The sequence below is a fragment of the Terasakiella sp. SH-1 genome (assembly GCF_004564135.1).
Classification (GTDB): Bacteria; Pseudomonadota; Alphaproteobacteria; order Rhodospirillales; family Terasakiellaceae; genus Terasakiella.
The window spans coordinates 773,618-796,736 of the sequence record NZ_CP038255.1; the positions used below are offsets into that span (position 1 = coordinate 773,618).

Here is a 23,119-nt window from a genome sequence, read left to right on the forward strand (position 1 = left end):
GTGGTGGTCCTAAGGGGTATCTCAAGCAGACAGCTTAGTTATTGGCTGCGATTGCGGCGTCCAGAAGGTCTTTACCGACAGCGCCTTCAAATTTCGCCCAGACCGGCTTCATGGCGTTAACCCACTGCTGACGCTCAGCATCAGTCAGGTCGATCACTTTAGAGCGTCCAGAAGCTTCGATGGCAGCACGATCGCCTGTTGCTTTTTCAGCAGCGATTTTGTTGCCGTGTGCGATGGCTTCGTCCATGGCTTTCTTAACGTCGCCACGGATGTCAGCTGGCAGGCCATCCCAGAATTCAGTCGAAGTCACAACCAGATAGTCCAGCAGACCGTGGTCAGAGGCCGTGATGTATTCCTGAACTTCGAAGAACTTCTTGGAATAGATGTTAGACCAGGTGTTTTCCTGACCGTCGATCGCTTTTGTTTGCAGCAGTGTAAATACTTCAGAGAACGGCTTTTTCAGCGGTGTTGCAGAAACAGCTTCGAACTGTGCAGACAGAACGTCAGAAGACATGATGCGGAATTTTAGGCCATTGGCATCAGCTGGAACTTTCAACGGCTTGGAAGCAGACAGTTGCTTCATACCATTGTGCAGGTAGCCTAGGCCCTGAATGCCTTTACGCTTCATGGAGTTCAGCAGCTTTTGGCCCGCTTCAGACTGTTGGAATTTTTCAGCAGCTGCCATGTCTTTGAACAGGAACGGCAGATCAAACAGTTGCAGTTTCTTTGTATATTTTTTGAATTTAGACAAAGACGGGGCTGCGATTTGAACGTCGCCCAGCAGCATAGCTTCGAGAACTTTGTTATCACCATAAAGCTGGGAACTTGGGTACACTTCAACAATTACTTTGTCGTCGCCCAGGCGCTCTTTAACAAGGTCGCGGAATTTGTTAGCCATTTGGCCTTTCGGTGTGTTTTCAGCAACAACGTGTGAAAACTTGATTACGATCGGATCAGCAGCTGTTGCAACAGTTGCAGTCATCATAGCAGCAGCGGCAAAAAGGCCAGCGGTAAGCTTACGCATAAGGAAAAATCCTCCCAGTTAAAATAATGGTGGGGCGGCTTACGTGAGGTTTCACCTGTAGGGGAATGAAACCCGACACTCCCATTGCCGCGCCACACCGAAGTTTGAAACTTTAAACAAAGAAAGTATCCATAAGGTGACAAAGACCTGAGCCGGGGAGAAGGGTGAAAATGTGAAAAAACGGGAAAAAAGCGTGGGTGCAATGCAATATTAGATATTTTGTTTCACCCTGAAAAAATGATAGGCGGAAACCCGCCAACACCCGAAAAAAAGGGTGGCGGGTTTCCGCCTATTCAATTGTTCGCATTCTAAACAATGTCTACGTTATGCAAAAAATGCATGGCTGAAATGAAAGATTCGCACCTGTTTTATGTGGCCGAAGATTGCTCTGGCAGGCAGGGTTCGCTCACTTCAATGGTGATGTGTGACAGGTGATAAGGGGCCAGCAGCTTTTTATAGTCGTCTGCGCTTTGTGGGTAATGGGTGACAAGGGAAACTATCGCGGCTTGATGCTTTGGCCCAACGCGCCAGACATGCAGGTCTGTGACACGGTTATCTGAATGGTCTTCAATTGTGTGTTTGATTTTGTCTTTCAGGTGTTCATCTGCATCCCCATCCAGCAAAATACGCCCGGTATCGCGTAGCAAGCCGTAAGTCCAATGGGAAATCACCAAGGCACCGACGATGCCCATCATCGGGTCCATCCAGACCCAGCCATAAAATTTTCCGGCCAAAAGGGCGACAATGGCGAGTACCGAAGTCAGCGCATCTGCTACAACATGGAGAAAGGCAGCACGAAGATTGTGATCATGCCCATGCCCGTGTCCATGGTGGTGATGATCGTGGCTGTGATCGTGCGAATGATGATGTCCATGGTCATGGCCGTGATGGTGGTCGTGACCGCCTTGGTGCAGCAACCATGCGCTGGCAAGATTAACCACAAGGCCAATAACGGCAACGCCAATGGCCTCATTAAAACTGATGGTCATAGGTTCGAAGAACCGTTGCACAGATTCCCAGATCATCATGATGGTAACGACACCCAAAACAACCGCACTGCCAAAACCACCCAGAACACTGACTTTTCCGGTACCAAAGGTATATTGTCGGTTATGCAGGTTTTTGCGCGCATACCAATAGGCAAAGACCGTAATGCACAGGGCTGCGGCATGGCTTGCCATATGCCAGCCATCGGCTAAAAGGGCCATGGAGTTAAACAGCCAGCCAGAGAAAATTTCAATAACCATCATGGTGACGGTCAGGGCAATCACCCAATAGGCCCGCTTTTCGCCTTTTTCCTGTTCTTCTGCGATAAAGACATGTTCATGGCACCAGTCATCAAGAGAATGAATATGCATGATATAACCTGAGATTAATTCTTAATATTAAAGTTGTCATATATATACAGCACAAACGGGCTGTCAAATGAAATAACATGGTGGAATTGTGATAAAGGGTCCCCAAATGGGGATAGTCTATATTTGTATATTAGAATAGCTTGTCGCAACTTGGATTTCTGGGGCTGAAAGACAATGCGGGTACTGTTTGTTGATGATGAGGTAAATGTTTTGAATGCATTGGCGCGGACATTGCGCCACAAACGGGGAGATTGGGAAATGGATTTTGCCAATTCCGGCTATCAGGCCATTGATCTGTTTGAACAGCATCCATACGACGTTATTGTCTCAGATATGATGATGCCGCAGATGAGCGGTGAAAAACTTCTGGATCATATTTGGAGACATTTTCCCGATACCGCACGCGTGGTCTTATCCGGTCATTGCAATCAGGCCACAGCGTTTCGCCTTGTTGGATCGGAACATTTATACCTTTCCAAACCCTGCTCTTATGAGCTGCTGACTTCGACCATTGAAAATGCCTATGCCTATACAGAAGCCAAGAAGCAGAAAAGCCAGGGCATGACGACGCAAAGCTTGGAAATCAAGGTCTCCGCTTTTTTACTGGATCTGTTAAGTGCAGGGAAAATTACCAAAGGGGACCTGCCCATCGACTTGCATTTTTTACTGCCTGACGATGTTTTGCAGTCCTTTGCCCCGGTTTTTACAACCGATGAAGCCTTAAGCGGACGCTCAGACTTGGAGGTCGGTGAATTTATGGATTTGCTGAATGACCATTAGCAGGGGCCTTTGAAGCTTTATTTCTCTTGAAAGTCTGCCCGGTCAATTTCGTATTTCTTGAGCTTGTCACTTAGGGTTTTGCGCGGCACCCCAAGAATTTCCATCGCCCCTTTGATGCTGCCGCCTGCTTTTTCAAGGGCCTGCATAATCAGTCCCTTTTCATAGGCTTCTACTTTTTGAGGCAGGTTCTGGCTGTCTTCATTAAGGGCTGCCTGTTCGCCTGCCAGAGGGCTTTGCCCGTCATTGAGAACAAACCGTTCAGCCGCATTTTTTAATTCCCGGATATTGCCCGGCCAGTTGTGTGCGACAAGCCCCTGAATTTGTCCTTCACGTATTATGGGGCAATCACGTGAGAAGCGCTGGCTGGCTTCTTGTGCAAAATGTTGGAAGAGCAGGGGGATGTCTTCTTTCCAGTTGCGTAATGGGGGGGTGGGGATCATCACAACACTCAGGCGATAATAGAGGTCTTCACGGAAATTGCCTTTTTGGACTTCATGCAGCAGGTCGGCTTTGGTGGCTGCTAAAATGCGTAAGTTAAGGGGAATGACCTGATTTGATCCCAGCCGTTCAATGGAACGTTCCTGTAAAACCCGTAACAGCTTGACCTGCATGGTCATGGGCAGGGTTTCAATTTCATCTAAAAATAATGTGCCGCCGGAAGAATGTTCGATTTTGCCGATGCGGCGATTTGGATTGCCGGGAAAGGCACCGGGCTCATAGCCAAAAAGTTCACTTTCAAAAATGCTTTCGGGCATGGCACCACAGTTTACGGCAACAAAATGGGCATTATGACGGGTGCTGTTTTCATGCAGGCAGCGTGCAACCATCTCTTTGCCCGTGCCGGTTTCGCCCATGATAAGCACGTCTGTATCGGTGTTTGCCACATTGCCGATGAGTTTTCGCAGCTGTTCAATCGGTTGGGATTTCCCCAGCAGATTCTCCGCAATGCCGGACTGGTTTTTCAGTTTTTCACGCAGTTCGCGGTTTTCCCGGATCAGGCTGAGCTTTTCCATCGCCCGCCCGGCGGTATCACTGAGGAGTTCAGAAGGGAAAGGTTTTTCTATGAAATCATAGGCCCCATCGCGCATGGCCTGAACCGCCATGGTGACATCGCCGTGCCCGGTAATCAGAATAATCGGGATGTCTTTATCAATATCATGGGCTTTTTCCATAAAGGTAAGCCCATCCATTGTGGGCATTTTAATGTCGGAAATGACAATCCCCGGCCAGCCTTGTTCCAGTTGTTTCAGGGCATCTTCGGCATTTTCCAGACAGACCACATCGAACCCGGCCAGTTCCAATGTTTGTTTGGCCGAAAGCCGGATATGCATTTCGTCGTCGATGAAAAGAACCGGACCTTTATATTGATAGTCAACCATGTGCCGCCTGTAGAAGTTCGATGGTGAAGACAGCACCGCCGTCAACGTGATTATGTGCCTTTAAGACACCGCCGAAATCTTGAATGATCCGTGATGAAATGGAAAGCCCTAATCCCAGACCTTTGCCCACTTCCTTGGTGGTGAAGAAGGGGTCGAAAATACGATCAAGTTCTTCTTCTTTAAAGCCGGGGCCAGTATCACGGATCAGGATAGAGACACGGGTTTGTGTGGTTTGGCAGGAAATCCAGATTGTTGCTTCGCTTTGGTCAGCCATTGCATCCAGTGCATTGCGCAAAATATTGATCAGAACTTGTTCCAGACGGATGGGTTCACCCAAGACCATAATATCCTGTTTGCCAATCTCGTTATGGATGGTGACGTTCCCCATCTTGGCGCTGCTTTCCAGCAAGGCAAGGGTTTCATTGATCACTTTTGACAGGCTGATAGGTTCTTTTTCTGACGGGGTTTTGCGTGAAAAGACCTTAAGCTGGCCTGAAATTTTGCCCAATCGGGCACACAGGTCTGAAATTTGTTGCAGGTTGGAATGGACATCATCCAGACGTCCACGGTCCAGCAAGACCGTTGCATTGTCAGAATAGCTGCGAATAGCGGTCAGGGGCTGGTTCATTTCGTGGGTGATACCAGCCGCCATTTGCCCAAGGGCGGCAAGCTTTCCAGCCTGTATCAATTCATCCTGTGCCATATGGAGATCGTTTTCGGCTTTCAGCCTTTCCTTAATTTCTTCTTCCAGCCGATTATTGGCTTCACTTAAGGCTTGGGTGCGTCGTTTGACCCGATGTTCCAGTTCAATGGCAGCTTGTTCCAATGTCTTTTGGTGTTTTTCCTGATAGGCAAGGCGATGGGTGATCATATTGCGTCGTTGCACGATATAGAGAAAACTCAAAATCGTGATGAGCCAGGCAAAGGCAGCAATGATCAGGGTGTTAATCACATCTTCGCGTAATTTGGCCTCACGGAAAATATAATGGATGGTCCAGTCCGTTCCTAAAACCGGACGGGAGCGCAGATAAATATCTTCCCATTTTTTGGAATTTTGCCCCTCCAGTTTGGGTTGGCGAATGGCAAGGCGTACTGTTTGTTCGTCAATCGTATTTTGACGCCCCATTTCAACGGGGATGAGTTTGGCATCGGAATATTGACGTGACAGGATAAGGGTGCTGCGTTTTTGTTCGCTAAGTGGTTTCAGGGTGCGAAATTTCCATTCTTCCTGTCCTGCGATGATCACAACCCCATTGCTATCTGTCACAATGACTTCCTCATTTGCGGTGGCCCAGGCTTCTTCAAGGCGGGCAACGCTGACTTTTACAACGACCACACCATTAACATCATCTGTATCACCAATGGGATGGGACAGATAATAGCCGGGAATTTTGGAGGTTGTGCCCAAGGCAAAGTAATGACCTGTTTTGCCGGTCATGGCATTTTTAAAATAGGGGCGAAACTGAAAGTTTTTTCCGACAAAAGATGCCTCTTCTTCCCAGTTGCTGGCGGCAATTGTATTACCTTGCGGGTTCATGACATAAACGGCAGAAACTTCGGCTGTATCGCGAATGGCACTAAGGTGACGGTTGGCCCGATCAATTCGGTAGTCCATCATGTCGCCTTCAAACAGGGATTTCAGGATAGGGTCGCGGGCAAGGATTGTGGGCAGATATTCGTATTTTTCAAGTTCGCTGACGATGTTGGAGGAATAGAGCTTCATCCGGGAATCCAGTTGCTGGCGAAGATTGCCCAAGCTGGCGTCATACGTCCATTGCGCCAAAGCCCACAAGCTAAGGGGCATGGCAACACACAGTAAAACGATCAAGGTGATTTTGATTGATCTGTTTTTCAGTAAGTCGGTTGTATCGTCATTGAGTTCCGAATAGGGCGGCAGCTCAAAAGAAGTATCTGTCATCACGTTTGAGAAGAGGTTAAAGGGACGACTTTCTTTCTAACATGAAATTACTTCTCTTGAAATGGGGCGTCTTTATAGCGTTTTTCCATCAGTTCCCCATGCAGAAGTTGTTTGTGGTCCAGCTTGCCATTTGCCTTGATTTGTGCAAATGCCTGATTGAATGTTTTTTGCAGGTCGGTTTGTTCTTTTTGGAACCAAATCACAATAGGGCGCACAATCAGGGGTAGGAAATTTGGCTCTTTGTTAATGTTTTGCTTTTTAAAGTACCAGTTGAAATCATCTGAGCCCCACAGTAACGGGGCGCGTTTGCTTAAAAACATTCTGGTCGCTGTATAGACATCATTGGCGGTGAACAGCTGGACGGCTTTTTCCTTATGCCATGTGTCAAGCTGAGGCATGAAGGCATAAGGCGAACGCATGCCAGCCACAACAATCAGGGACTGGCCCAGAACATCATTGGAAATTTGTGGTGTTTCATTCAACTTCATATGGGTGAAAAAACCTGCTGACCACGGTGTTTCCCACTGGGTGGGGGTGCAGCAGTCTTCAAAACGAGGCACTTTGATGGTAATAATGCCATCGGCCAGTTTATTATCAATTTTCTGATAGGCCCGTTTGAAAGGGAGAACCTCAATGTCACATTGGAGGCCAGTTTGTTCGCAGGCGTATTTCACCGTTTCTCCAACAGTGCCGGAAAATTCCCCTTCAACACTGGTGTGAAATAAAGGCGGGTAATTGAAAGTGACCAGCTTGACCACACGTGCATGGGCTGTATTCGCCATAAAAAGCAAAGTCAGTAACAGGGAGAGAATATGATGTTGTTTAATTTTCATAAAATTTTATCCAAAACTTGACGTAGATTTACCGAAATAAAATCATATGAACAACTGTCTTTATGTATTAGAAATATATAGGTAATTTGTTTTGATAGGTTGTTTTTATGCCTTCTGATACACGCATTTGGGCTCTTTGTGATGATCGCGCAGGTAATGTAAGCCAGTGTTTGGGCGTGGCTGAGGCATTAAATCTAGAGTTTATACGAAAAGATATTACGTATAATTCCCTAGCAAAAATTCCTAATATGTTATTAGGTGCATCTTTAGCAGGACTATCACCCAGCAGTAGAAAGGAACTGGTAGGGCCTTGGCCAGATCTTGTGATTGGGGCTGGGCGGCGCACGGCACCGGTTGCGCGTTATATTAAAAAGAAAAGCGGCGGGAAGACGAAGCTTGTCCATATTATGCACCCCGGTCAGGCTGGAGCCGATGCGTTTGATTTGATTTGTGTGCCTGCCCATGATGAAAAAAGTTTTTCTTCCAATGAAATGACCATTACGGGTGCACCGCACCGGGTCACGGAAAGCAAATTGGACGAAGCAGCAAATGAGTGGCAAGAGCGCTTGGCCTCCCTTGCATCTCCGCGTATTGGTTTGATTGTCGGCGGGGCAACAAAGAATAAAGAATTTACCCCTGAAATGGCAGAAAAACTGGGGCAGGTGGTGAATGCACAGGCTGAACAGATGCAGGCCAGCGTGCTGGTGACGACATCACGACGCACGGGCATCGCTGCAGACGCTCTATTGAGCAATATTAGCGTGCCCGCCTTGAAATATAAATTCGGTGATGAAGGGGATAACCCGTATTTTGCAATTTTGGCCCTGTCTGATATCCTGATCGTGACGGGTGATAGTGTCTCTATGTGTTCCGAAGCCTGTTCAACAGGTAAGCCTGTGTATATCTATGCCCCGGATGGGATGATTTCTTCCAAACATAAGCGTATGGTGAAGTCTCTTTATGAAGGTGGTTATGCCTTTGCGTTTAATGAAAGTCTGACCGTGCGCCCAACAAAGCAACTATCTAACAGGCAGGAAATAGTTGAGCGGATTCGAACGGATCTTCTCGGTGAATTATAATGGGGAGGTGTAAGGAAATGCTGAGAAAAAGATATCCTCTCATTTTATTGCTGGTGGGGGTGTTGATGTATAACCCGTTATATGCCGAAGAAAAGATTAGACCGATTAAGCTGGCGGCACCCACACTTCATAAGTTGGCCCATGTAGATGAAAAGGGGGCTCTGGCCGGGGCTGTCTTGGCTGTCATTGCGACAATAGAACAGGCAACAACTCAACGGGTTGATGGGTCTGTGTTACCGTTTCCCCGTATTATTGCCATGCTGAAAGCCGGGGAAATTGACTTGGGAATTTTTATTGAAAACCCGGAAAGAGACAAAATCGCTCATCGGCTCCAGCGAATTTATCAAACCAACTTTGTGTTAGTGCGCCCAAAAAACTCCTCCATTAAAGGGATTGATGACCTTGCGGGGAAAACGGTGGGGATCAGCCGGGTTGGTGTCAGTAAAGAACTGACGGGGAAAATTAGCAAATCGAATATTTTGCAATTCAGCAGCCACCGACCGCTGATGTCCTCTCTTCTCGTTGGGAAAATTGATGCCTTTTTCACACCGGATTTCCGGTTCGTCGAATTAATTGAAGAAGGGACGATCACTTATGATGATTTTGATGTTTCCCTGTTTGCAGGCGATCGGTATTTAGCCCTTTATGCAGCCCCTCGCTTTAAAGCGGAACAGCCTGAAGTCTTTCAGGCCATCCAAAATATTGAAGAGTTGAAGCTGGAAAATTTCGGCAGTGCGATCTTAAAAGAGCATTATTCTTTTAAATGAAAACAAACTCACTAAAAAAGGCAGGCCCTCAATCGAGGTGCCTGCCTTTTTTAGTGAGGAAGTGGCGTCCGCTAGAACGTCATATCAAGACTGAGCTTGATCGTATGGAAGCGCGAATGGTTTAGGGCACCTTCCTGTTCGTAATAAACGCGTGCTGCTAAACCCAGATCCGTTTCATATTCAGCCCCGACATTGAACTTCCAGTGGGAGCGGGATTCCACTTTTGGCATGATGTGATAATTTGTGCTTGAAGCTGAAATATATTGAACGTCAATGCTTGAAGAGCGAGAGAAGTCATAGCCGTATTCCAGCGAGCCAAACGGGTTCAGCTGTACACCGCCTAAATCCATCTGATAATAAAGGTCTGAACCGATGAAGGCCATTGTCTTGAGCATATCCTGCTTATTGACATGCAGGGCCAGAACACCACCATCTTCACTAAAATCACTTAAGCGGAAATAGGAAAGTTCAGCACGGCCAAATGGTTTCACCTGAATACCACTTACGTCAATCGGTTCATCACGCACCATGAGAAAGCCATAAGCCATATCCATGTTGCGATTACCTGTTAATGTTTGTTCCCCATCAACACGTTTGGTGTCCAGCATGCTGCGGCCAATACCAATCATGCCCTCAACGGTTGGGATCGGACCAAGGGGCATGCTGCCATAAGCGGCGATAGAATAGTTGTTGGATTTAACACCACTTCCATCGGTGCCAATATCTGTATCAGACTGACCAAAGGTGGCGGAGAAACCATAGAAACCATTTTTATCTTCGCGTGGGTGATCGACACCCATTGTGACAGAGTATGTATCAATATCAGAGAAAGTGCTTCTGTTGGTCGCGCCGATTTTACCCATTGTCAGTTGGGTTTCCATCCAGCCTGACCAGTCCCCCATAAGGGTGCCCCCTGTTGGATTTAGATTAAAACCACCCATTTGTTCTTTAAGCTTTGAGGTTGCTAAAGCAATAGCATCGGCCTGTGTGTGCTCAGATATAACGCCTTTATTGGACGCGATCTGAAACATTGCCTGTGTATATTTGTTTTTCGTCTGTTCAGACAGTTCTTCATCTTTAGCATCTGAACTTAACCCTTCATACAGCCCTTTTAAGACGGGGTCAGCTGTTTTTAAACGCAAGGAAAGTTTGGATTTTTTATTCGTATCCTTGTGATCGTGTAAGAAACTCATCCGTCGGGTCATGGAATTTCTGACCGTTGTGGTGAAATTGACGCCTGCGACTTCGGGGGCAGACAACACCGCAGCAACCGTTGGGTCCACAGCAGGACCAGACGCAGCAGAGGCAACAGCAGAAAAACCAAAAACGACTGTTGTTAATTCAGTTGCTGGAGTCGTGCGTGTAAAGGTGAACTGAAAGGAGACAACATTGGTGGCATTTACTTTGCCGATGAAAAAGCCTTCATCAGCCGTATAATAGGTCACGTTTGAAACAGTGGTTTCTGTGGCATCCGCAGCCGTGCCGTTATCAGTCGTGTGATTCCCACTGGCACCGCCACCACCGTTGGTGAGGAATTCAATATCCATGGTTGCGCCACTGCTGGAACCATTGATTTTATTGAGCTGGATCGTCGCGTTATTGCCTGCGTTACCAAGACTGGCAACGGCCATATAGGGATTATCCACGGGGCTTGAGAAGGTAACTGTATAGGTCCCGCTTGTATAAGAAGCGCCTGTTGTTAGATCAAGAGCTGCGTTGGCCGTAGAGGGGACGTTCCATCCGGTAAATGTCCCTGATGACCATGGGTTAGTGATAGAGGTATCTGCACCTGCATCTTTGGTAATGGTGAAGCTTGTCCCCGCAGCGGCACCTGTAATGGTCGTTGTATTATTTACGGTTAACGTACTGTTCCAATTAACTGCATGAGCTGTTGAAATATAAAGACCCAGCTGTAAAAGCATGAGAGCCAATATTGGAAATGCACGAGGCATTGTCAAACCCATGAAAATCCGATTAGGTCTAGGCACGGTATCCCCCAAAGTAAAATTTTGTCAGTTGGGGGCACTTTAATAAGTTGCTAAGATTGTTGCCTACATGTACCTACATGGATTGAATAAGAAAAAGGCAGGCCCTCAATCAAGGTGCCTGCCATTAAAGAGATCGACGGGTTACAGCTGCAAAATTTTGGCAGTGCGGTTTTAAAAGGACATACTTAATTTAAGACGAAAAGTATCGGCGTGTCCTGCGCTTACCGCAATGGAACGTTCATAAGATACAGAAGCTTTTACTGTTTCATCCAAGCTATAATCCGTTCCGATTCTGAACATCCAATGTGAGCTTGCGATTTTTTCTTGTTGAAGGGTATATGCTGTGGACGCATTGGCATAACGCATGCCGACGTCGGACTTTCCTGTAAAGTCATATCCATATTCAAGTGCCCCATAAGGCATGAAACGGCCATCGGCATAATCGGTTTGATAGGTTGCATCAAAGCCCAAGAAAGCCATTCTGCGATTGATATGTTGTGTGTCAAAGACGAGAGCTTCACTTCCACCTGCTTCTTCAAATCTATTCATTTTGATATAAGAAGTTTCAAGCTGGCCGTATGGGGTGAAGGTGAAGTCTTCAACCTTAATCGGATCGTCGAACATCTTGACATAGCCCGTGATAAAATCGGCGTTACGATCGCCTGTCAGGGTTTGTGTCCCATCAATGCGATTGTTCTTTATATGCATACGGCCTGCGCCGAGTGACAGCTCTACTTGCGGGATATATTGGGTTTTGAATGTGGAATAGGTTGATAGGGTGTAGTTATTGGATTTCATGCGGCTACCAACTGTGCCGATTTTGACATCATCGTGTCCATAGGTCATTGAGAAACCAAGCACGCCTTCATTCCAGAAGGGACGATCAAGTCCAAGGGTCAGGGCAAAGGTCTTTGATTTTTGAAGCGAGGAATCTGCTGTCTCATCAACTTCACCAATTGTGATTTGGCCTTCTGTCCAGACGGACCAGTCTTTAACCAATGTGCCGCCTGTCGGGTTTAAGTTAAAGCCCCCCATCTGGTCACGCAGTTCACCCATTGTAGTTTCAATTAAATCGGTTTTGAGTGTTGGTGCAATGGTTTCAGCACTGTAAGCCGCTGCATATTTTTGCAAAAATATGGGGGCATTCTCACCAGTCATGGATTTAAACCCTTGGGAGGTACCATTTACAAACTGGTCCAAATAAGGGTTTGCAAATCTGACTTTAATGCCTTGGCGAGATTTATGTTCAGCAGTCTTGTTGTTGCGTAGCCATTGAAGGCGGGTGTTAACCATTCTTCTGTTGGCTTGGGCATAATTGAGGGCAGCTTTTGAACTTGCTTCAACTGTTCCAACTACATCGGCCTTTGCCATGGGGGTAGGTGAGGTGTTCCAGACAAACTGTGCTGCTGCAAAGTTGTTAAGACCACCGACTGTGGATGTATAGGTACTGGCCGCGATATCAACAGTTACGGTTACACCCGGACCAGACGGGGTTAGTGTCGCCGTATAGGTCGTGCCGGAACCAGCGAAATTACTGATGGAGCCATTGGCAACGGTTACATCGCCACTTGCAAATGTTGTTGTGGTTTTTGAAGATGTGAAAGTCAGGCTAAGTGTATCATGCGTCGAAGTGTCACCACTTGAAATTTCTGCTGATGAGATCGTTATAGAGGGATGCTCAGATGTCGCTACGGAAATGCCAGCCGTTTGATCTCCACCACTCGTTCTTGTGATTTTAACGGTGAGGCTCGTGAATGACCCTGTTAGGCGAACACCAAAGCCATGGTTTGCCGTATCTGCCGAACCTGATACAGATACCTTATCATTCGCAAGTGAATAAGTGGCACCCGCACCGGCACTTCCAACAAGACTTGTCACGCCTGTACCATTTGGTGAAAAGTCATATGTTGTATTCTCATCTACCCAGTTTAGCATGACATATGGGTTTGAGACGGATGCACTGAAAGTAATCGTCACCGTTGCGGTTTGAGTAGAAGTGTAAGCAACTGACATACCGATGTTATTGCTTACTGGTGCAAGATCGGCAGGCAATACATCAGCCCATGTCGCTGCAAATGTTTGACCAGAGTTAATGGCATTATAATCTTCGGTTAAGGTGACTGTCGTTGCCCCTAATGTACCTGTACGCGTCTCGCCGTTGGCGCTTGGGTTAGCATTGGTGAATGAGCTAGTTGAAGTCGTCCAGTTCACACTGGTTGAGGCAGCATGTACGTGGTTGCCAATAAATACACTACACAGGATAAAGGCCCAAATCAGGAAAAATCTTATATTCATTTGTTTACAACGACCATCAAGAGTAATTTTCGACATAATCAGCGGGTTCTTGACCTTTTCATGAATGATAAGAGAAGGGCAAAGAACCACATGGTCTTGTCGTATAACTGAAGATATGTTGTTAAACCTTCATTTGCCTACAACCTGTGGGCATGTGTTCAGGTCTTAGAAAATTTCAATGCTGTTGGTTAGCTTGTAACCTTTAAGGCGAACGGCGCGGATATCGAGTTTATCACCGGCTGCATTCTTGATTTTCTTGCGCAAGCGAACGACCCGCACTTCAAGGGTTTTCTTGTTATATTCCTCATCATTCATCCCCAGCAGGTTTGCGGCTTGGCCATATTCCAGTTCGTAATTTGGGGCGCGCATACAGGCAGTGAGGAGTTTAGTTTCCGCCTCTTGTAAGGTGACGCTGCCTTTGGGGCCGTTAAGCTGGTTCTCGCTTTGGCTCAGAGTGATGGGTTGATTCTGCGTTCTCCCATGAAGGCGACGTTGCAAGGAACCAATGGCTGACAGCAAGGTTTCCGGGGCCAAGGGCTTGATGAGGTAAATATCAGCGCCACTTTCATAACCAACGGTCATGTCTTTTGGGGTATCACGCCCGGTCATCATAATAATGCCAACCAGGGGGTGGGCTTTACGCAGTCGTTTGGTTAGGCTGAGGCCATCTTCACCGGGGAGATTGAGGTCAATGACAATAATATCAATGCGTGCCCCGTCCAAAATGGAATCCACGTCTTCTGCATAGGCCAAATCAGTCACGAAATATCCTTTTTCGCGCAGAACCGTAGCTGTCATTTCACGCAAGGCATCATGGTCTTCCACGATAACGATATGCATTGCCAAGTCTTTCTCTCTATTCCTACTGTAGAATCTTACTTATCAGGACCTCTGGCACAAAACCTACGTTTGCCTTCATTCTTGCTTGAGGGATATAGGGAGCTGTAGAACGAAGCGAATCTGGTTTTCGTTCGGCTTATACTCAATTTGTCCTTTTAATAACTTGGTAATGCCATGGACAAGATATAACCCCAGCCCGCTTCCGCTAATGCGTTGGGCTTTGACGTGGCGATAATATTTGGTGAAAACCATTGTGGGGTCCGGCCAGCCTGCTTGGCCGGGATGATTGGCAATACTGATTTCAATCCGTTGGTGTTTGTTGCGTTCCACAATGGCAAAATTAATCTCAATTTGTTTTTCCGGGGTGGAATATTTGACCGCATTATGAAGCAGGTTGGTCAGAATGATAGATAAGAGGCGACCATCTGTTGTAATCGTGGGCTGGGGGCAGTCCCCAAGGGCGAACCGATCTTCTGAATCTAAAGTTGCCATGATGTTTTTAAGGCTCGAAAGGATATCATGCTTGGCGATATCCAGTTCCATTTTACCGGCATCCAGTTGTTCCACATCTTTACTGCGGCCGATGACGAAATCCATATCCGTAATAGCTTGTTCGGCTGTTTCCCGAATATGCGGGGTCATCTGATCGCTACCAAGTGCCATGCGGATAACAGAGATCGGTGTTTTTAACTCATGGGAAAGCATGGCGAGAAAACGGGCTTTTTCTTCGTTTTTTGAACGTTCATACAGGGCAAATTCATGCAGCTGGATAGACTGGTTGACGGTGCGAAAATGTTCTCGAATAAAGATGGTCATCAAGAACCAGATTAAGGCGAGGCCAAAAACATAACTATAGAGCTTCCCCCGCCATGTAGCCAGTAGCGCGTCTTGTTCCAAGGCGATGACAACATAAAAAGGAAGCCCTTCCACACGTTTTATATGGATAAGGTGGCCGTTATTTTGAACCGTTTGATATAGCGGGCTATCAGCACTTTGGGGTAACAGTTTAAGGAAGGCTGGGGAAAGTTTTTGTTGTTCTTTCGTTTTTTCTGTTTGGGGGAGTTGCGCCAGAATGCCGCCTTCTAGGTCCGTAATGGCAAATAAGCCTTCATGCTTCACATTTAATTTATTCAACCACTGCTGGAAGAAGGTCATGGTGAAGGAAACAACAGAAATTCCGACAAATTCATTTTGTTCATTTCGAACACGATGAACATAGGCCATTGTTTTTTCACCAGTATAGCCATCATAGATTTTAGACAGATAGCTTTCTCGTTCTGGAAAATCGACCAGGCCGCGACAGGCATCGCGATGTTTATTATCCATGCCGACGGGGAGCAGTATGCCTTTGAAATTCTTGTTGGGATAGGTTTTGCCCTTGGATTTATAAACACCCCGCGTTGCGCCAATCACCGTATAGCATTCATGATTTGTATAACCGACGGTGAGAAGCTGCGGGATGGTTTTTCCTTCTGCGACAAGAAAGGTTTCCAGCTCTTTATAGCGTTCCATATCCACGGGAGGGATGGCAATATCAGAAGGGAGCACCTTTGCCCGTAAGGTCATGTCCTTGTGTTTGACAACTTCAAAAGAGCCTGTGATCCATTCCGACACCAGAAAAGATGAAGAGCGAACCTGTTCTGTTGTTTGGTTAAGCGCCGTTTGACGAGATGTATAAATTTCCCAGAGAGCCACAAGGCTGAGGGACAGGCAAAAGATGATGGCCCCTGTTAAATAGAGTTTTTTCTTGTGATCAAAATCAGGGTCATTTTCTGGGGGAGATGTTGTCTTTTGAATCACTTTACCCACCTTTAGTATCTTTGATAACTTTTCCTGGATTCATAATATTATTGGGATCAAAGGTTTGTTTCAGGGCGCGCATCATGTCGAGTTCCACACCGCCTCTGAATAATTCCATTTCTTCTGTTTTAAGTTGACCAATACCGTGTTCTGCGCTGAAAGACCCGCCGACTTTTTCTGCCATTTCATGGACGATTTCGTTGAAGTCATTCCAGTGGGCCAAGAAGGACACCTTCTTCATTTCTTCTGGCTGGCTGATGTTAAAATGGATATTACCATCTCCCATATGACCAAAGGCACAAATACGGGAATTGGGGACGATGTTTCCAATCATGTGACTGGTTTCTTCGATAAATTCAGCAATTTTTGAGACAGGCACCGATACGTCATGTTTGATGGAGCCTCCTTCGCGTTTTTGGGCTTCTGACATATTTTCACGCAAGGCCCAAAGCTGATTGGCTTGTTCCATATCTTGCGCGACCGTGGCATTTTGCAGGAAGCCACGATCAAACAAGGGATGCAGGGCATCTTCCAAATCGCTTTGCAAGTCACTGTCAGGGCGCGAGGTTGCGATATCCACCACGGCGTACCAGTGATAAGGGGTGTGAAAAGGGTCCCGTGTTCCCGTCATATGTTTGATGCTGATTTCCAGACCAAAACGGGGCATGATTTCAAAGGCTGTGAGTTCTTCACCAAACTGCTCACGCAACAAGGCAAAGACTTCCATTAAATCTGCTGGGCTTAAAGCGCCAAGAAAAGCCGTTGCGTGATCTTTGGGTTTGGCCGATAGCTTTAAAACAGCGCCTGTAATCACTCCCAAGGTGCCTTCAGATCCGATAAACAGGTGTTTGAGATCATAGCCCGTATTGTCCTTGCGCAAGGCCCGCATGCCATTCCACAGGCGACCATCGGGCAGGGCAACTTCGAGACCGAGAGTGAGTTCTCGTGTGTTGCCATAGCGCAAAACATGAATGCCCCCTGCATTGGTGGCAAGATTTCCGCCGATTTGGCAGCTGCCTTGTGCAGCAAGGGACAGGGGGAAATATAATCCGGCTTGATCTGCAGCAGTTTGGATGTTGTGCAAAATACATCCTGCATCCACACTGATGGTTGCATTCAGTGCATCAATCTCGCGGATATGATTAAGCCGGGAGAGATTGAGCAATATCCCCCCGTTGGGGACCGCCCCGCCACAATGACCAGTGTTGCCCCCTTGCGGCACTACAGGGATGTCGTGATCATTACAGGCTGCGAGAACTTCGGCAACTTCCTGCGGGGTGGCGGGTTTAATCAGCGCATCGCATTTGCCGTGAAACTTGTTGCGACTTTCCACCAGAAAAGGGGCAATCTCACTTTGTTTGGTGACAAAGCCTGTATCTCCGACGATGGAGTGAAGAGATTGAAGAATGTTGGCGGATAGGGGCATTTTATAAGGCTCTGTCAGATGACGCTTTTTTATAGTTTACTCCCTAGTATAGTCTTTTTTCTAGCCAATATTCCAAAAATACAGACTGATGAGCGCAATCAGGCCGGGCAGGGCATAACTCCAGGCCCATACTGAGGTCTTAATAGGGGCTTCACTCTCATCAAGGCAACGAAGTTCTTTGACTTCAATATAGGGAACCGGGGCGCGGCGATACCAGCCGATGATCTCAACTTCTTTGCCGATATAGCGTTTGGCCAGGATAAAACCAAAAAAGAACTCCATGATGGAAAGGGGCGTGCGATGGCTGAGATACATCATGCCAGTTTCATCTTGGATATAAAAATCGTCGCTGAAAAAAGAACCGGGATTACCCTTGCCGATAATGCGCCCGCGTATTGTACAGGGCACGGGACGGACGTTAGAAACCTTGACGGTTTTTAGCAGGCTGGCGATGGCGCTTTTGACATAATGTCCCAAGGGGTAACGTACGTATGCCTTAATTGCCAACCCTATGGCACAGGTGAGAAAAGCAGCCGGGACGTGAACCGTATGTGCCAAATCAATGGCTTTTAGAATTTCCAGCCAGTTTGTTGATGTCATGGATATACTCAAGTTTACAAACTGCCACAGGATTTGTCCCAAGGGCACGCAGAACAGGCCGATCCAAGGCAACAGATAGATGGAAAAGTCGATGGCAAAATCATCCCAGTAGGATTCTGGTTTTTTCAGATTAAAATCTACATAAGGTTTTTGCCCCATGGCTTTGGAGCAATTGCCCAAATGTTGCAGGCGTCGTGCAATCAAGGGATGAGTGGAGGATAGCTCATACCAACGTGCCCAAGGGTTCCATAAATCCCATTTCATAACTTGTTTCAGTTCATCTGGACTATGGGGCAAGTCGTTTGACAGGCGGGGCACCATGAGACTGCCTGCAGAATTGATCCCCATGATATTCAGGGCTTCAAATTGTTTGACACTGTGGGGCTTGTCTGTCGAGGGGGCGCTTTCGCTTGAACCATGGATAAGGCCATATCCGATTTTAATCAGGGCAGAAGAAAGGTAATGACCATTTTGCTGGGCCGTGGCGGCAAAACGATCAGCATGCAGTTCACGCACACGTGATAACCCCAGGGCCAGATATTCAGACAGAACATAAAGCAGAAAGAAAAAGGCACTGATCCCACCTGCGTAAGCGGAGCGATCTTCACTTGGACGTGGGATTGTCATACGAAAAAGTTGATAAAACACCAGAGGATAGAGTTCGACCCAGCTCATCAAGGCGATATCCCAATGTTTGGCATGACCCATTTCGTGGGCGCAGACGGCTTCAAGTTCTTTTTCCCCCAATATTTTTAGCAATCCGGTTGAAAGGACGATGCGGGCAGTGTCAGGTGTATGACCATATGTGAATGCCTGTGGGGCACCGTCTAAAATCAGATGGAGAGCGGGGCGGGCCATATTATGGTGTTGGGCCAGTCTGTCGATGAAATGGCGCAGGTGTGGGGGAAGGTCATCAAAGGCATTGAGTTTACTTTTGTAAAAATAGGCTACGGTTGCATCAATAATCCAGGGGGAGGCCAAAAAACTGACAAGACAAATCAAAATATCGAGCAGAATGAGGATATGCAAAGGGATATCAAGATTGAAGGTATATCCAGCCAGCCACCCCGTTCCTAAAAAGAAGGCATTAAGCAAAACAAGGAGCTTTACGGTATGCAGTCCTAAAGAAGGCAAGGGGGCTGTTTTTTGCTGTTCAGGTTCAATCAGGATGTCTTCGCACAGCTCAAAGTCCAACAAGGGGGACCATTTGAGCAGTTTTTGCCATTCCTCAGCATCAAACCATAATCCACCATTGGTTGGGCTTTGTTCAAATCGGGCAATATTGTGCAAGGAACAAATTTGCATGGGAACGCCGGAACGGGGGCATATTCGCCCTTGTTCAGAGGTCTGTTCATAATATTTATGAAAGAGCTGCTCCATCAACTGCGGTTTTTTCGCCAGCAAGAAAAGTTCACCTTGATCCAGCCAAATGCCTCCGCTTTGTGGGCAAATATCGACTTCGACACCGGATTTTGTCATGCGGCGGATCAATTTGGTTTGGGGCATTGCGGGGGAAAACATTGTGAAAATCCATTGCTTAATTTGATTACAAAGTTTGTTATGAACAGATTAGGGCGTTTTTAGTCCTTTTTGCCATAAAATGAGTCTCAAATGTTACTCTGCCCCCTTGTTTCTTGCGTGGGCTAGTGCTACTTTCTGCACCGCTATTTTTCACATCTATGAGTAGGTCTGCATAGCTGGACCGATAAGGGACGAAATCGTCATGTCTTCATTGGACAAAGATACCGTCAAGAACATTGCTTTTCTCTCACGCATCGAAGTCGCTGATGAAAAGCTGGAGCCGCTTGCTCAGGACTTGACCAAAATCCTTGATTGGGTTGAACAACTTTCAGAAGTTGATACAGACGGCGTAGAGCCGATGACATCCGTTGCTGCACAGTCCTTGCACTGGCGCAAAGATGAAGTGACCAGCGGCGACCAGCCGGATTTGGTCCTTAATAATGCACCGGATCAAGACGATCACTGTTACCTCGTTCCCAAGGTGGTTGAATAATCATGACAAAATTAACGAACTTAACGCTGGCTGAGGCCCGCGACGGCCTGAAATCCGGTGATTTCAGCGCAGTTGAGCTGACACAGGCCCATGTGGATGCCATGGCAGCCAACACAGACCTGAACGCTTTTATTACAGAAACACCGGAACTGGCTTTGGAACAAGCCAAGGCATCTGATGAAAAAATCAAATCGGGTGATGCAGGTGCGATGGAAGGTCTGCCGATCGGCATGAAAGACCTGTTCTGCACCAAAGATGTGCGCACAACAGCGGCGTCTCGCATTCTGGATAACTTCATCCCGCCATATGAATCGACTGTTTCTGCCAATTTGAAGAAGGCAGGTGCTGTGATGGTTGGTAAAACCAACCTTGATGAATTTGCCATGGGGTCTGCCAACATTACCTCTGCTTTCGGGTCTGTGAAAAACCCGTGGGGTGCAAATGTGGGTAAAGATCTGGTGCCCGGTGGGTCTTCTGGTGGCTCTGCTGCGGCTGTGGCGGGTGAGCTGTGCTTGGCGGCAACGGGGACAGATACGGGTGGTTCCATCCGTCAACCTGCGTCCTTTAGCGGTATTGTTGGGTTGAAGCCGACATATGGCCGTTGTTCGCGCTGGGGCATTGTGGCCTTTGCTTCTTCACTGGATCAAGCAGGTCCGATGACCAAAACGGTTCGCGATAGTGCCATCATGCTGCAATCCATGGCGGGGTATGACGTGCATGATTCCACATCTGCCCGTGTTGATCTCCCGAACTTTGAAGCTGCGCTAAGCGGTGACATCAAGGGGCTGAAAATCGGTATTCCTCAGGAATATAAAGTGGACGGTATGCCACAGGAAATCGTTGATCTGTGGAAAAAAGGCGAAGATATGCTCAAAGACGCAGGCGCAGAAATCGTTTCTGTTTCCCTGCCGCATACAAAATATGCGCTGGCGACTTATTATATTGTTGCCCCTGCTGAAGCCTCAAGCAACCTTGCGCGTTATGACGGTGTGCGTTATGGCCACCGCGCAGAAGGTGATCTGGACAGCCTGGACGATCTGTACATGAAAACACGTGCACAAGGCTTCGGTGAAGAAGTTCAGCGCCGTATCATGATCGGGACGTATGTGCTGTCTGCGGGTTATTATGATGCCTATTATGCCAAGGCACAGAAAATCCGCACATTGATTGCCCAAGACTTCGAAAAAGCGTACGAGCAATGTGATGTGATCCTGACTCCGACATGCCCGTCTGAGGCTTTCGGTATTGGTGAAAACGAAGACGATCCGGTGAAAATGTACCTCAATGACGTCTTCACGGTTCCCACATCGCTGGCGGGTCTACCGGGGATTTCTGTTCCGGCGGGCTTAAGCGAAGGTGGCTTGCCACTGGGCTTGCAGTTGATCGGTCGTCCGTTTGATGAAGAAACTGTTCTGCGCACCGCAGATGTATTGGAAAAGGCCGCTGCATTCAGCGCCAAGCCGAAGATGTTGGAGGCGTAAATTATGGGTTACGTAATCAAAGGTGAAACAGGCGATTGGGAACTGGTCATCGGTTTGGAAGTTCACTGTCAGGTGATTTCAAATGCCAAGCTGTTTTCCGGGGCTTCCACAACATTTGGGGCTGAGCCAAACCATAATGTGGCGTTTCTGGATGCCGGTATGCCGGGCATGCTGCCGGTTATCAACGAAAAATGTATTGAACAAGCTGTTCGTACTGGTCTGGGCCTGAAGGCACAAATCAACGAATATTCTGTTTTTGCCCGTAAAAACTATTTCTATGCCGATCTGCCGCTGGGCTATCAGATTTCACAATTTGATAAGCCGATTGTGGGCGAGGGGACAATGATCCTCGATCTGGAAGATGGTGAAACCAAGGAAGTGGGCATTGAACGCCTCCATATGGAAATTGATGCGGGTAAATCCCAGCATGATCAGCACCCGTCCAAGTCCTATATTGACTTGAACCGTGCCGGTGTGTGTTTGATGGAAATCGTATCCATGCCGGATATGCGCTCCCCTGAAGAAGCCGGTGCCTATGTGCGCAAGTTGCGTTCCATCGTGCGCTATCTGGAAACCTGTGATGGTAACATGGACGAAGGGTCCATGCGCTGTGACGTGAACGTTTCTGTACGTAAAGTGGGCGAAGAAGGTTTGCGAACCCGTACAGAAACCAAGAACGTAAACTCTGTTCGTTTCGTCATGCAGGCCATTGAGGCCGAGGCGGCGCGTCAGGTTGAAGTTTACGAAGACGGTGGCGAGATCGTTCAGGAAACACGCTTGTTTGACAGCACGACAGGGACAACACGTTCCATGCGTTCTAAAGAGCATGCCCACGATTATCGCTATTTCCCGTGCCCGGACCTGTTGCCACTGGAATTGCCGGAAGGCTATGTAGACAATATCCGTGCAACATTGCCGGAACTGCCGGACGAAAAGAAAGACCGTTTCATTAATGAGCTGGGTCTGTCTGCTTATGATGCCTCTGTTTTGGTGGCTGAAAAGGAAAAGGCGGATTACTACGAAGTTGTTGCCAAGGGCCGTGATGGCAAGCTGGCAGCGAACTGGGTGATCACCAACCTGTTTGCCGTGTTGAACAAGCAAGGTGTGTCCATTCAGGATAGCCCGGTATCCGCAGAAAACCTCGGCAAGCTGGTTGAACTGATTTCCAATGACACGATTTCTGGGCGCATTGCCAAGGACGTTTTTGAAATCATGATTGAAACAGGTGATGATCCTGAAAAAATCGTGGAAGAAAAAGGTCTGAAGCAGATCACGGATACGGGCGCGATTGAAGCGGCCATTGACGAGATCATTGCGGCCAACCAGGACAAGGTTGAAGAAATTCGTGGTGGTAAAGACAAGATGCTGGGCTGGTTTGTTGGTCAGGTGATGAAAGCCACACAGGGTAAAGCCAATCCGGGTGTCGTCAATAAACTGCTGCGCGCTAAGATTATGGGCTAAGCCTGCTCTTTTTACCTTGGTAAAAAAAATGCTAGAAAAGAAAACGCTTCCAATAAAATTGGGGGCGTTTTTTTTG

At 47.4% G+C, this 23,119-nt stretch carries 17 protein-coding genes; 6 read left to right on the forward strand and 11 right to left on the reverse strand.

All coding sequences use genetic code 11. The annotated features are described in order from the left end of the window. Nucleotides 1-34 precede the first annotated feature (34 nt). Nucleotides 35-1,024, reverse strand: a complete 990-nt coding sequence (locus E4K71_RS03505; RefSeq protein ID WP_135076634.1) for a TRAP transporter substrate-binding protein — start codon at nucleotides 1,022-1,024, stop codon at nucleotides 35-37. Nucleotides 1,025-1,392: 368 nt separating this feature from the next. Next, nucleotides 1,393-2,382, reverse strand: coding sequence for a CDF family Co(II)/Ni(II) efflux transporter DmeF (gene dmeF / locus E4K71_RS03510; protein ID WP_135076637.1), 990 nt, complete (start codon nucleotides 2,380-2,382; stop codon nucleotides 1,393-1,395). Between the two features lie 174 nt (nucleotides 2,383-2,556). Here dmeF and E4K71_RS03515 point away from each other — a divergent pair, with 174 nt between their 5' ends. Further along, nucleotides 2,557-3,162, forward strand: a complete 606-nt coding sequence (locus E4K71_RS03515; protein ID WP_135076640.1) for a response regulator — start codon at nucleotides 2,557-2,559, stop codon at nucleotides 3,160-3,162. 17 nt (nucleotides 3,163-3,179) lie between these two features. On the opposite strand, the gene E4K71_RS03520 is transcribed toward E4K71_RS03515, so the two are convergent. Genes E4K71_RS03520 through E4K71_RS03530 form a run of 3 tightly spaced genes read right to left on the reverse strand, consistent with a single transcriptional unit; the run spans nucleotide 3,180 to nucleotide 7,292 of the window. After that, nucleotides 3,180-4,541, reverse strand: a complete 1,362-nt coding sequence (locus tag E4K71_RS03520) for a sigma-54 dependent transcriptional regulator (protein WP_135076644.1) — start codon at nucleotides 4,539-4,541, stop codon at nucleotides 3,180-3,182. Continuing rightward, nucleotides 4,534-6,459 (reverse strand): ATP-binding protein, encoded by a 1,926-nt coding sequence (locus E4K71_RS03525; protein WP_135076647.1) that lies wholly within the window; start codon nucleotides 6,457-6,459, stop codon nucleotides 4,534-4,536. The genes E4K71_RS03520 and E4K71_RS03525 overlap by 8 nt, the downstream gene beginning before the upstream one ends. A gap of 47 nt (nucleotides 6,460-6,506) precedes the next feature. Then, nucleotides 6,507-7,292, reverse strand: a complete 786-nt coding sequence (locus E4K71_RS03530; protein WP_135076649.1) for a transporter substrate-binding domain-containing protein — start codon at nucleotides 7,290-7,292, stop codon at nucleotides 6,507-6,509. A gap of 107 nt (nucleotides 7,293-7,399) precedes the next feature. Between E4K71_RS03530 and E4K71_RS03535 the strand changes: the two genes are divergently transcribed. Then, nucleotides 7,400-8,371 (forward strand): mitochondrial fission ELM1 family protein, encoded by a 972-nt coding sequence (locus E4K71_RS03535; RefSeq protein WP_135076652.1) that lies wholly within the window; start codon nucleotides 7,400-7,402, stop codon nucleotides 8,369-8,371. A 17-nt stretch (nucleotides 8,372-8,388) separates the two neighbouring features. Further along, nucleotides 8,389-9,138: a transporter substrate-binding domain-containing protein gene (locus tag E4K71_RS03540; RefSeq protein WP_167730247.1), complete on the forward strand. Its 750-nt coding sequence runs from the start codon at nucleotides 8,389-8,391 to the stop codon at nucleotides 9,136-9,138. A gap of 71 nt (nucleotides 9,139-9,209) precedes the next feature. On the opposite strand, the gene E4K71_RS03545 is transcribed toward E4K71_RS03540, so the two are convergent. From E4K71_RS03545 to E4K71_RS03570, 6 genes are all read right to left on the reverse strand, one after another. Beyond that, nucleotides 9,210-11,090, reverse strand: coding sequence for an autotransporter domain-containing protein (locus tag E4K71_RS03545; protein WP_167730248.1), 1,881 nt, complete (start codon nucleotides 11,088-11,090; stop codon nucleotides 9,210-9,212). Between the two features lie 207 nt (nucleotides 11,091-11,297). Beyond that, entirely contained in the window at nucleotides 11,298-13,457 is a 2,160-nt protein-coding gene (locus E4K71_RS03550) for an autotransporter outer membrane beta-barrel domain-containing protein (protein ID WP_135076661.1), read from the reverse strand. A 129-nt stretch (nucleotides 13,458-13,586) separates the two neighbouring features. Beyond that, nucleotides 13,587-14,261, reverse strand: coding sequence for a response regulator transcription factor (locus tag E4K71_RS03555; protein WP_135076664.1), 675 nt, complete (start codon nucleotides 14,259-14,261; stop codon nucleotides 13,587-13,589). 75 nt (nucleotides 14,262-14,336) lie between these two features. Beyond that, nucleotides 14,337-16,061, reverse strand: coding sequence for an ATP-binding protein (locus E4K71_RS03560; protein ID WP_135076667.1), 1,725 nt, complete (start codon nucleotides 16,059-16,061; stop codon nucleotides 14,337-14,339). Nucleotide 16,062: 1 nt separating this feature from the next. Further along, the gene (locus E4K71_RS03565) at nucleotides 16,063-17,487 is read right to left on the reverse strand and encodes an FAD-binding oxidoreductase (RefSeq protein WP_135076670.1); all 1,425 of its coding nucleotides are present in this window, start codon (nucleotides 17,485-17,487) and stop codon (nucleotides 16,063-16,065) included. A 60-nt stretch (nucleotides 17,488-17,547) separates the two neighbouring features. Then, nucleotides 17,548-19,608 (reverse strand): M48 family metalloprotease, encoded by a 2,061-nt coding sequence (locus E4K71_RS03570; RefSeq protein WP_135076673.1) that lies wholly within the window; start codon nucleotides 19,606-19,608, stop codon nucleotides 17,548-17,550. Nucleotides 19,609-19,810: 202 nt separating this feature from the next. Between E4K71_RS03570 and gatC the strand changes: the two genes are divergently transcribed. The 3 genes from gatC to gatB are packed head-to-tail and all read left to right on the forward strand — an operon-like array spanning nucleotide 19,811 to nucleotide 23,043. Further along, on the forward strand, nucleotides 19,811-20,101 hold the full coding sequence (gene gatC / locus E4K71_RS03575; protein ID WP_135076676.1) for an Asp-tRNA(Asn)/Glu-tRNA(Gln) amidotransferase subunit GatC: 291 nt from the start codon (nucleotides 19,811-19,813) through the stop codon (nucleotides 20,099-20,101). A 2-nt stretch (nucleotides 20,102-20,103) separates the two neighbouring features. Then, entirely contained in the window at nucleotides 20,104-21,582 is a 1,479-nt protein-coding gene (gatA, locus tag E4K71_RS03580; protein WP_135076679.1) for an Asp-tRNA(Asn)/Glu-tRNA(Gln) amidotransferase subunit GatA, read from the forward strand. Between the two features lie 3 nt (nucleotides 21,583-21,585). Beyond that, the gene (gene gatB / locus E4K71_RS03585) at nucleotides 21,586-23,043 is read left to right on the forward strand and encodes an Asp-tRNA(Asn)/Glu-tRNA(Gln) amidotransferase subunit GatB (protein WP_135076682.1); all 1,458 of its coding nucleotides are present in this window, start codon (nucleotides 21,586-21,588) and stop codon (nucleotides 23,041-23,043) included. The last annotated feature ends 76 nt before the right edge of the window (nucleotides 23,044-23,119 follow it).

Excerpts from the sequence above, each read along its gene's own strand:
- E4K71_RS03505 (WP_135076634.1), bottom strand. The coding sequence starts at position 1,024 with ATGCGTAAGCTTACCGCTGGCCTTTTTGCCGCTGCTGCTATGATGACT.
- dmeF (WP_135076637.1), bottom strand. The coding sequence starts at position 2,382 with ATGCATATTCATTCTCTTGATGACTGGTGCCATGAACATGTCTTTATC.
- E4K71_RS03515 (WP_135076640.1), top strand. The coding sequence starts at position 2,557 with ATGCGGGTACTGTTTGTTGATGATGAGGTAAATGTTTTGAATGCATTG.
- E4K71_RS03520 (WP_135076644.1), bottom strand. The coding sequence starts at position 4,541 with ATGGTTGACTATCAATATAAAGGTCCGGTTCTTTTCATCGACGACGAA.
- E4K71_RS03525 (WP_135076647.1), bottom strand. The coding sequence starts at position 6,459 with ATGACAGATACTTCTTTTGAGCTGCCGCCCTATTCGGAACTCAATGAC.
- E4K71_RS03530 (WP_135076649.1), bottom strand. The coding sequence starts at position 7,292 with ATGAAAATTAAACAACATCATATTCTCTCCCTGTTACTGACTTTGCTT.
- E4K71_RS03535 (WP_135076652.1), top strand. The coding sequence starts at position 7,400 with ATGCCTTCTGATACACGCATTTGGGCTCTTTGTGATGATCGCGCAGGT.
- E4K71_RS03540 (WP_167730247.1), top strand. The coding sequence starts at position 8,389 with ATGCTGAGAAAAAGATATCCTCTCATTTTATTGCTGGTGGGGGTGTTG.
- E4K71_RS03545 (WP_167730248.1), bottom strand. The coding sequence starts at position 11,090 with ATGCCTCGTGCATTTCCAATATTGGCTCTCATGCTTTTACAGCTGGGT.
- E4K71_RS03550 (WP_135076661.1), bottom strand. The coding sequence starts at position 13,457 with ATGTCGAAAATTACTCTTGATGGTCGTTGTAAACAAATGAATATAAGA.
- E4K71_RS03555 (WP_135076664.1), bottom strand. The coding sequence starts at position 14,261 with ATGCATATCGTTATCGTGGAAGACCATGATGCCTTGCGTGAAATGACA.
- E4K71_RS03565 (WP_135076670.1), bottom strand. The coding sequence starts at position 17,487 with ATGCCCCTATCCGCCAACATTCTTCAATCTCTTCACTCCATCGTCGGA.
- E4K71_RS03570 (WP_135076673.1), bottom strand. The coding sequence starts at position 19,608 with ATGTTTTCCCCCGCAATGCCCCAAACCAAATTGATCCGCCGCATGACA.
- gatC (WP_135076676.1), top strand. The coding sequence starts at position 19,811 with ATGTCTTCATTGGACAAAGATACCGTCAAGAACATTGCTTTTCTCTCA.
- gatA (WP_135076679.1), top strand. The coding sequence starts at position 20,104 with ATGACAAAATTAACGAACTTAACGCTGGCTGAGGCCCGCGACGGCCTG.
- gatB (WP_135076682.1), top strand. The coding sequence starts at position 21,586 with ATGGGTTACGTAATCAAAGGTGAAACAGGCGATTGGGAACTGGTCATC.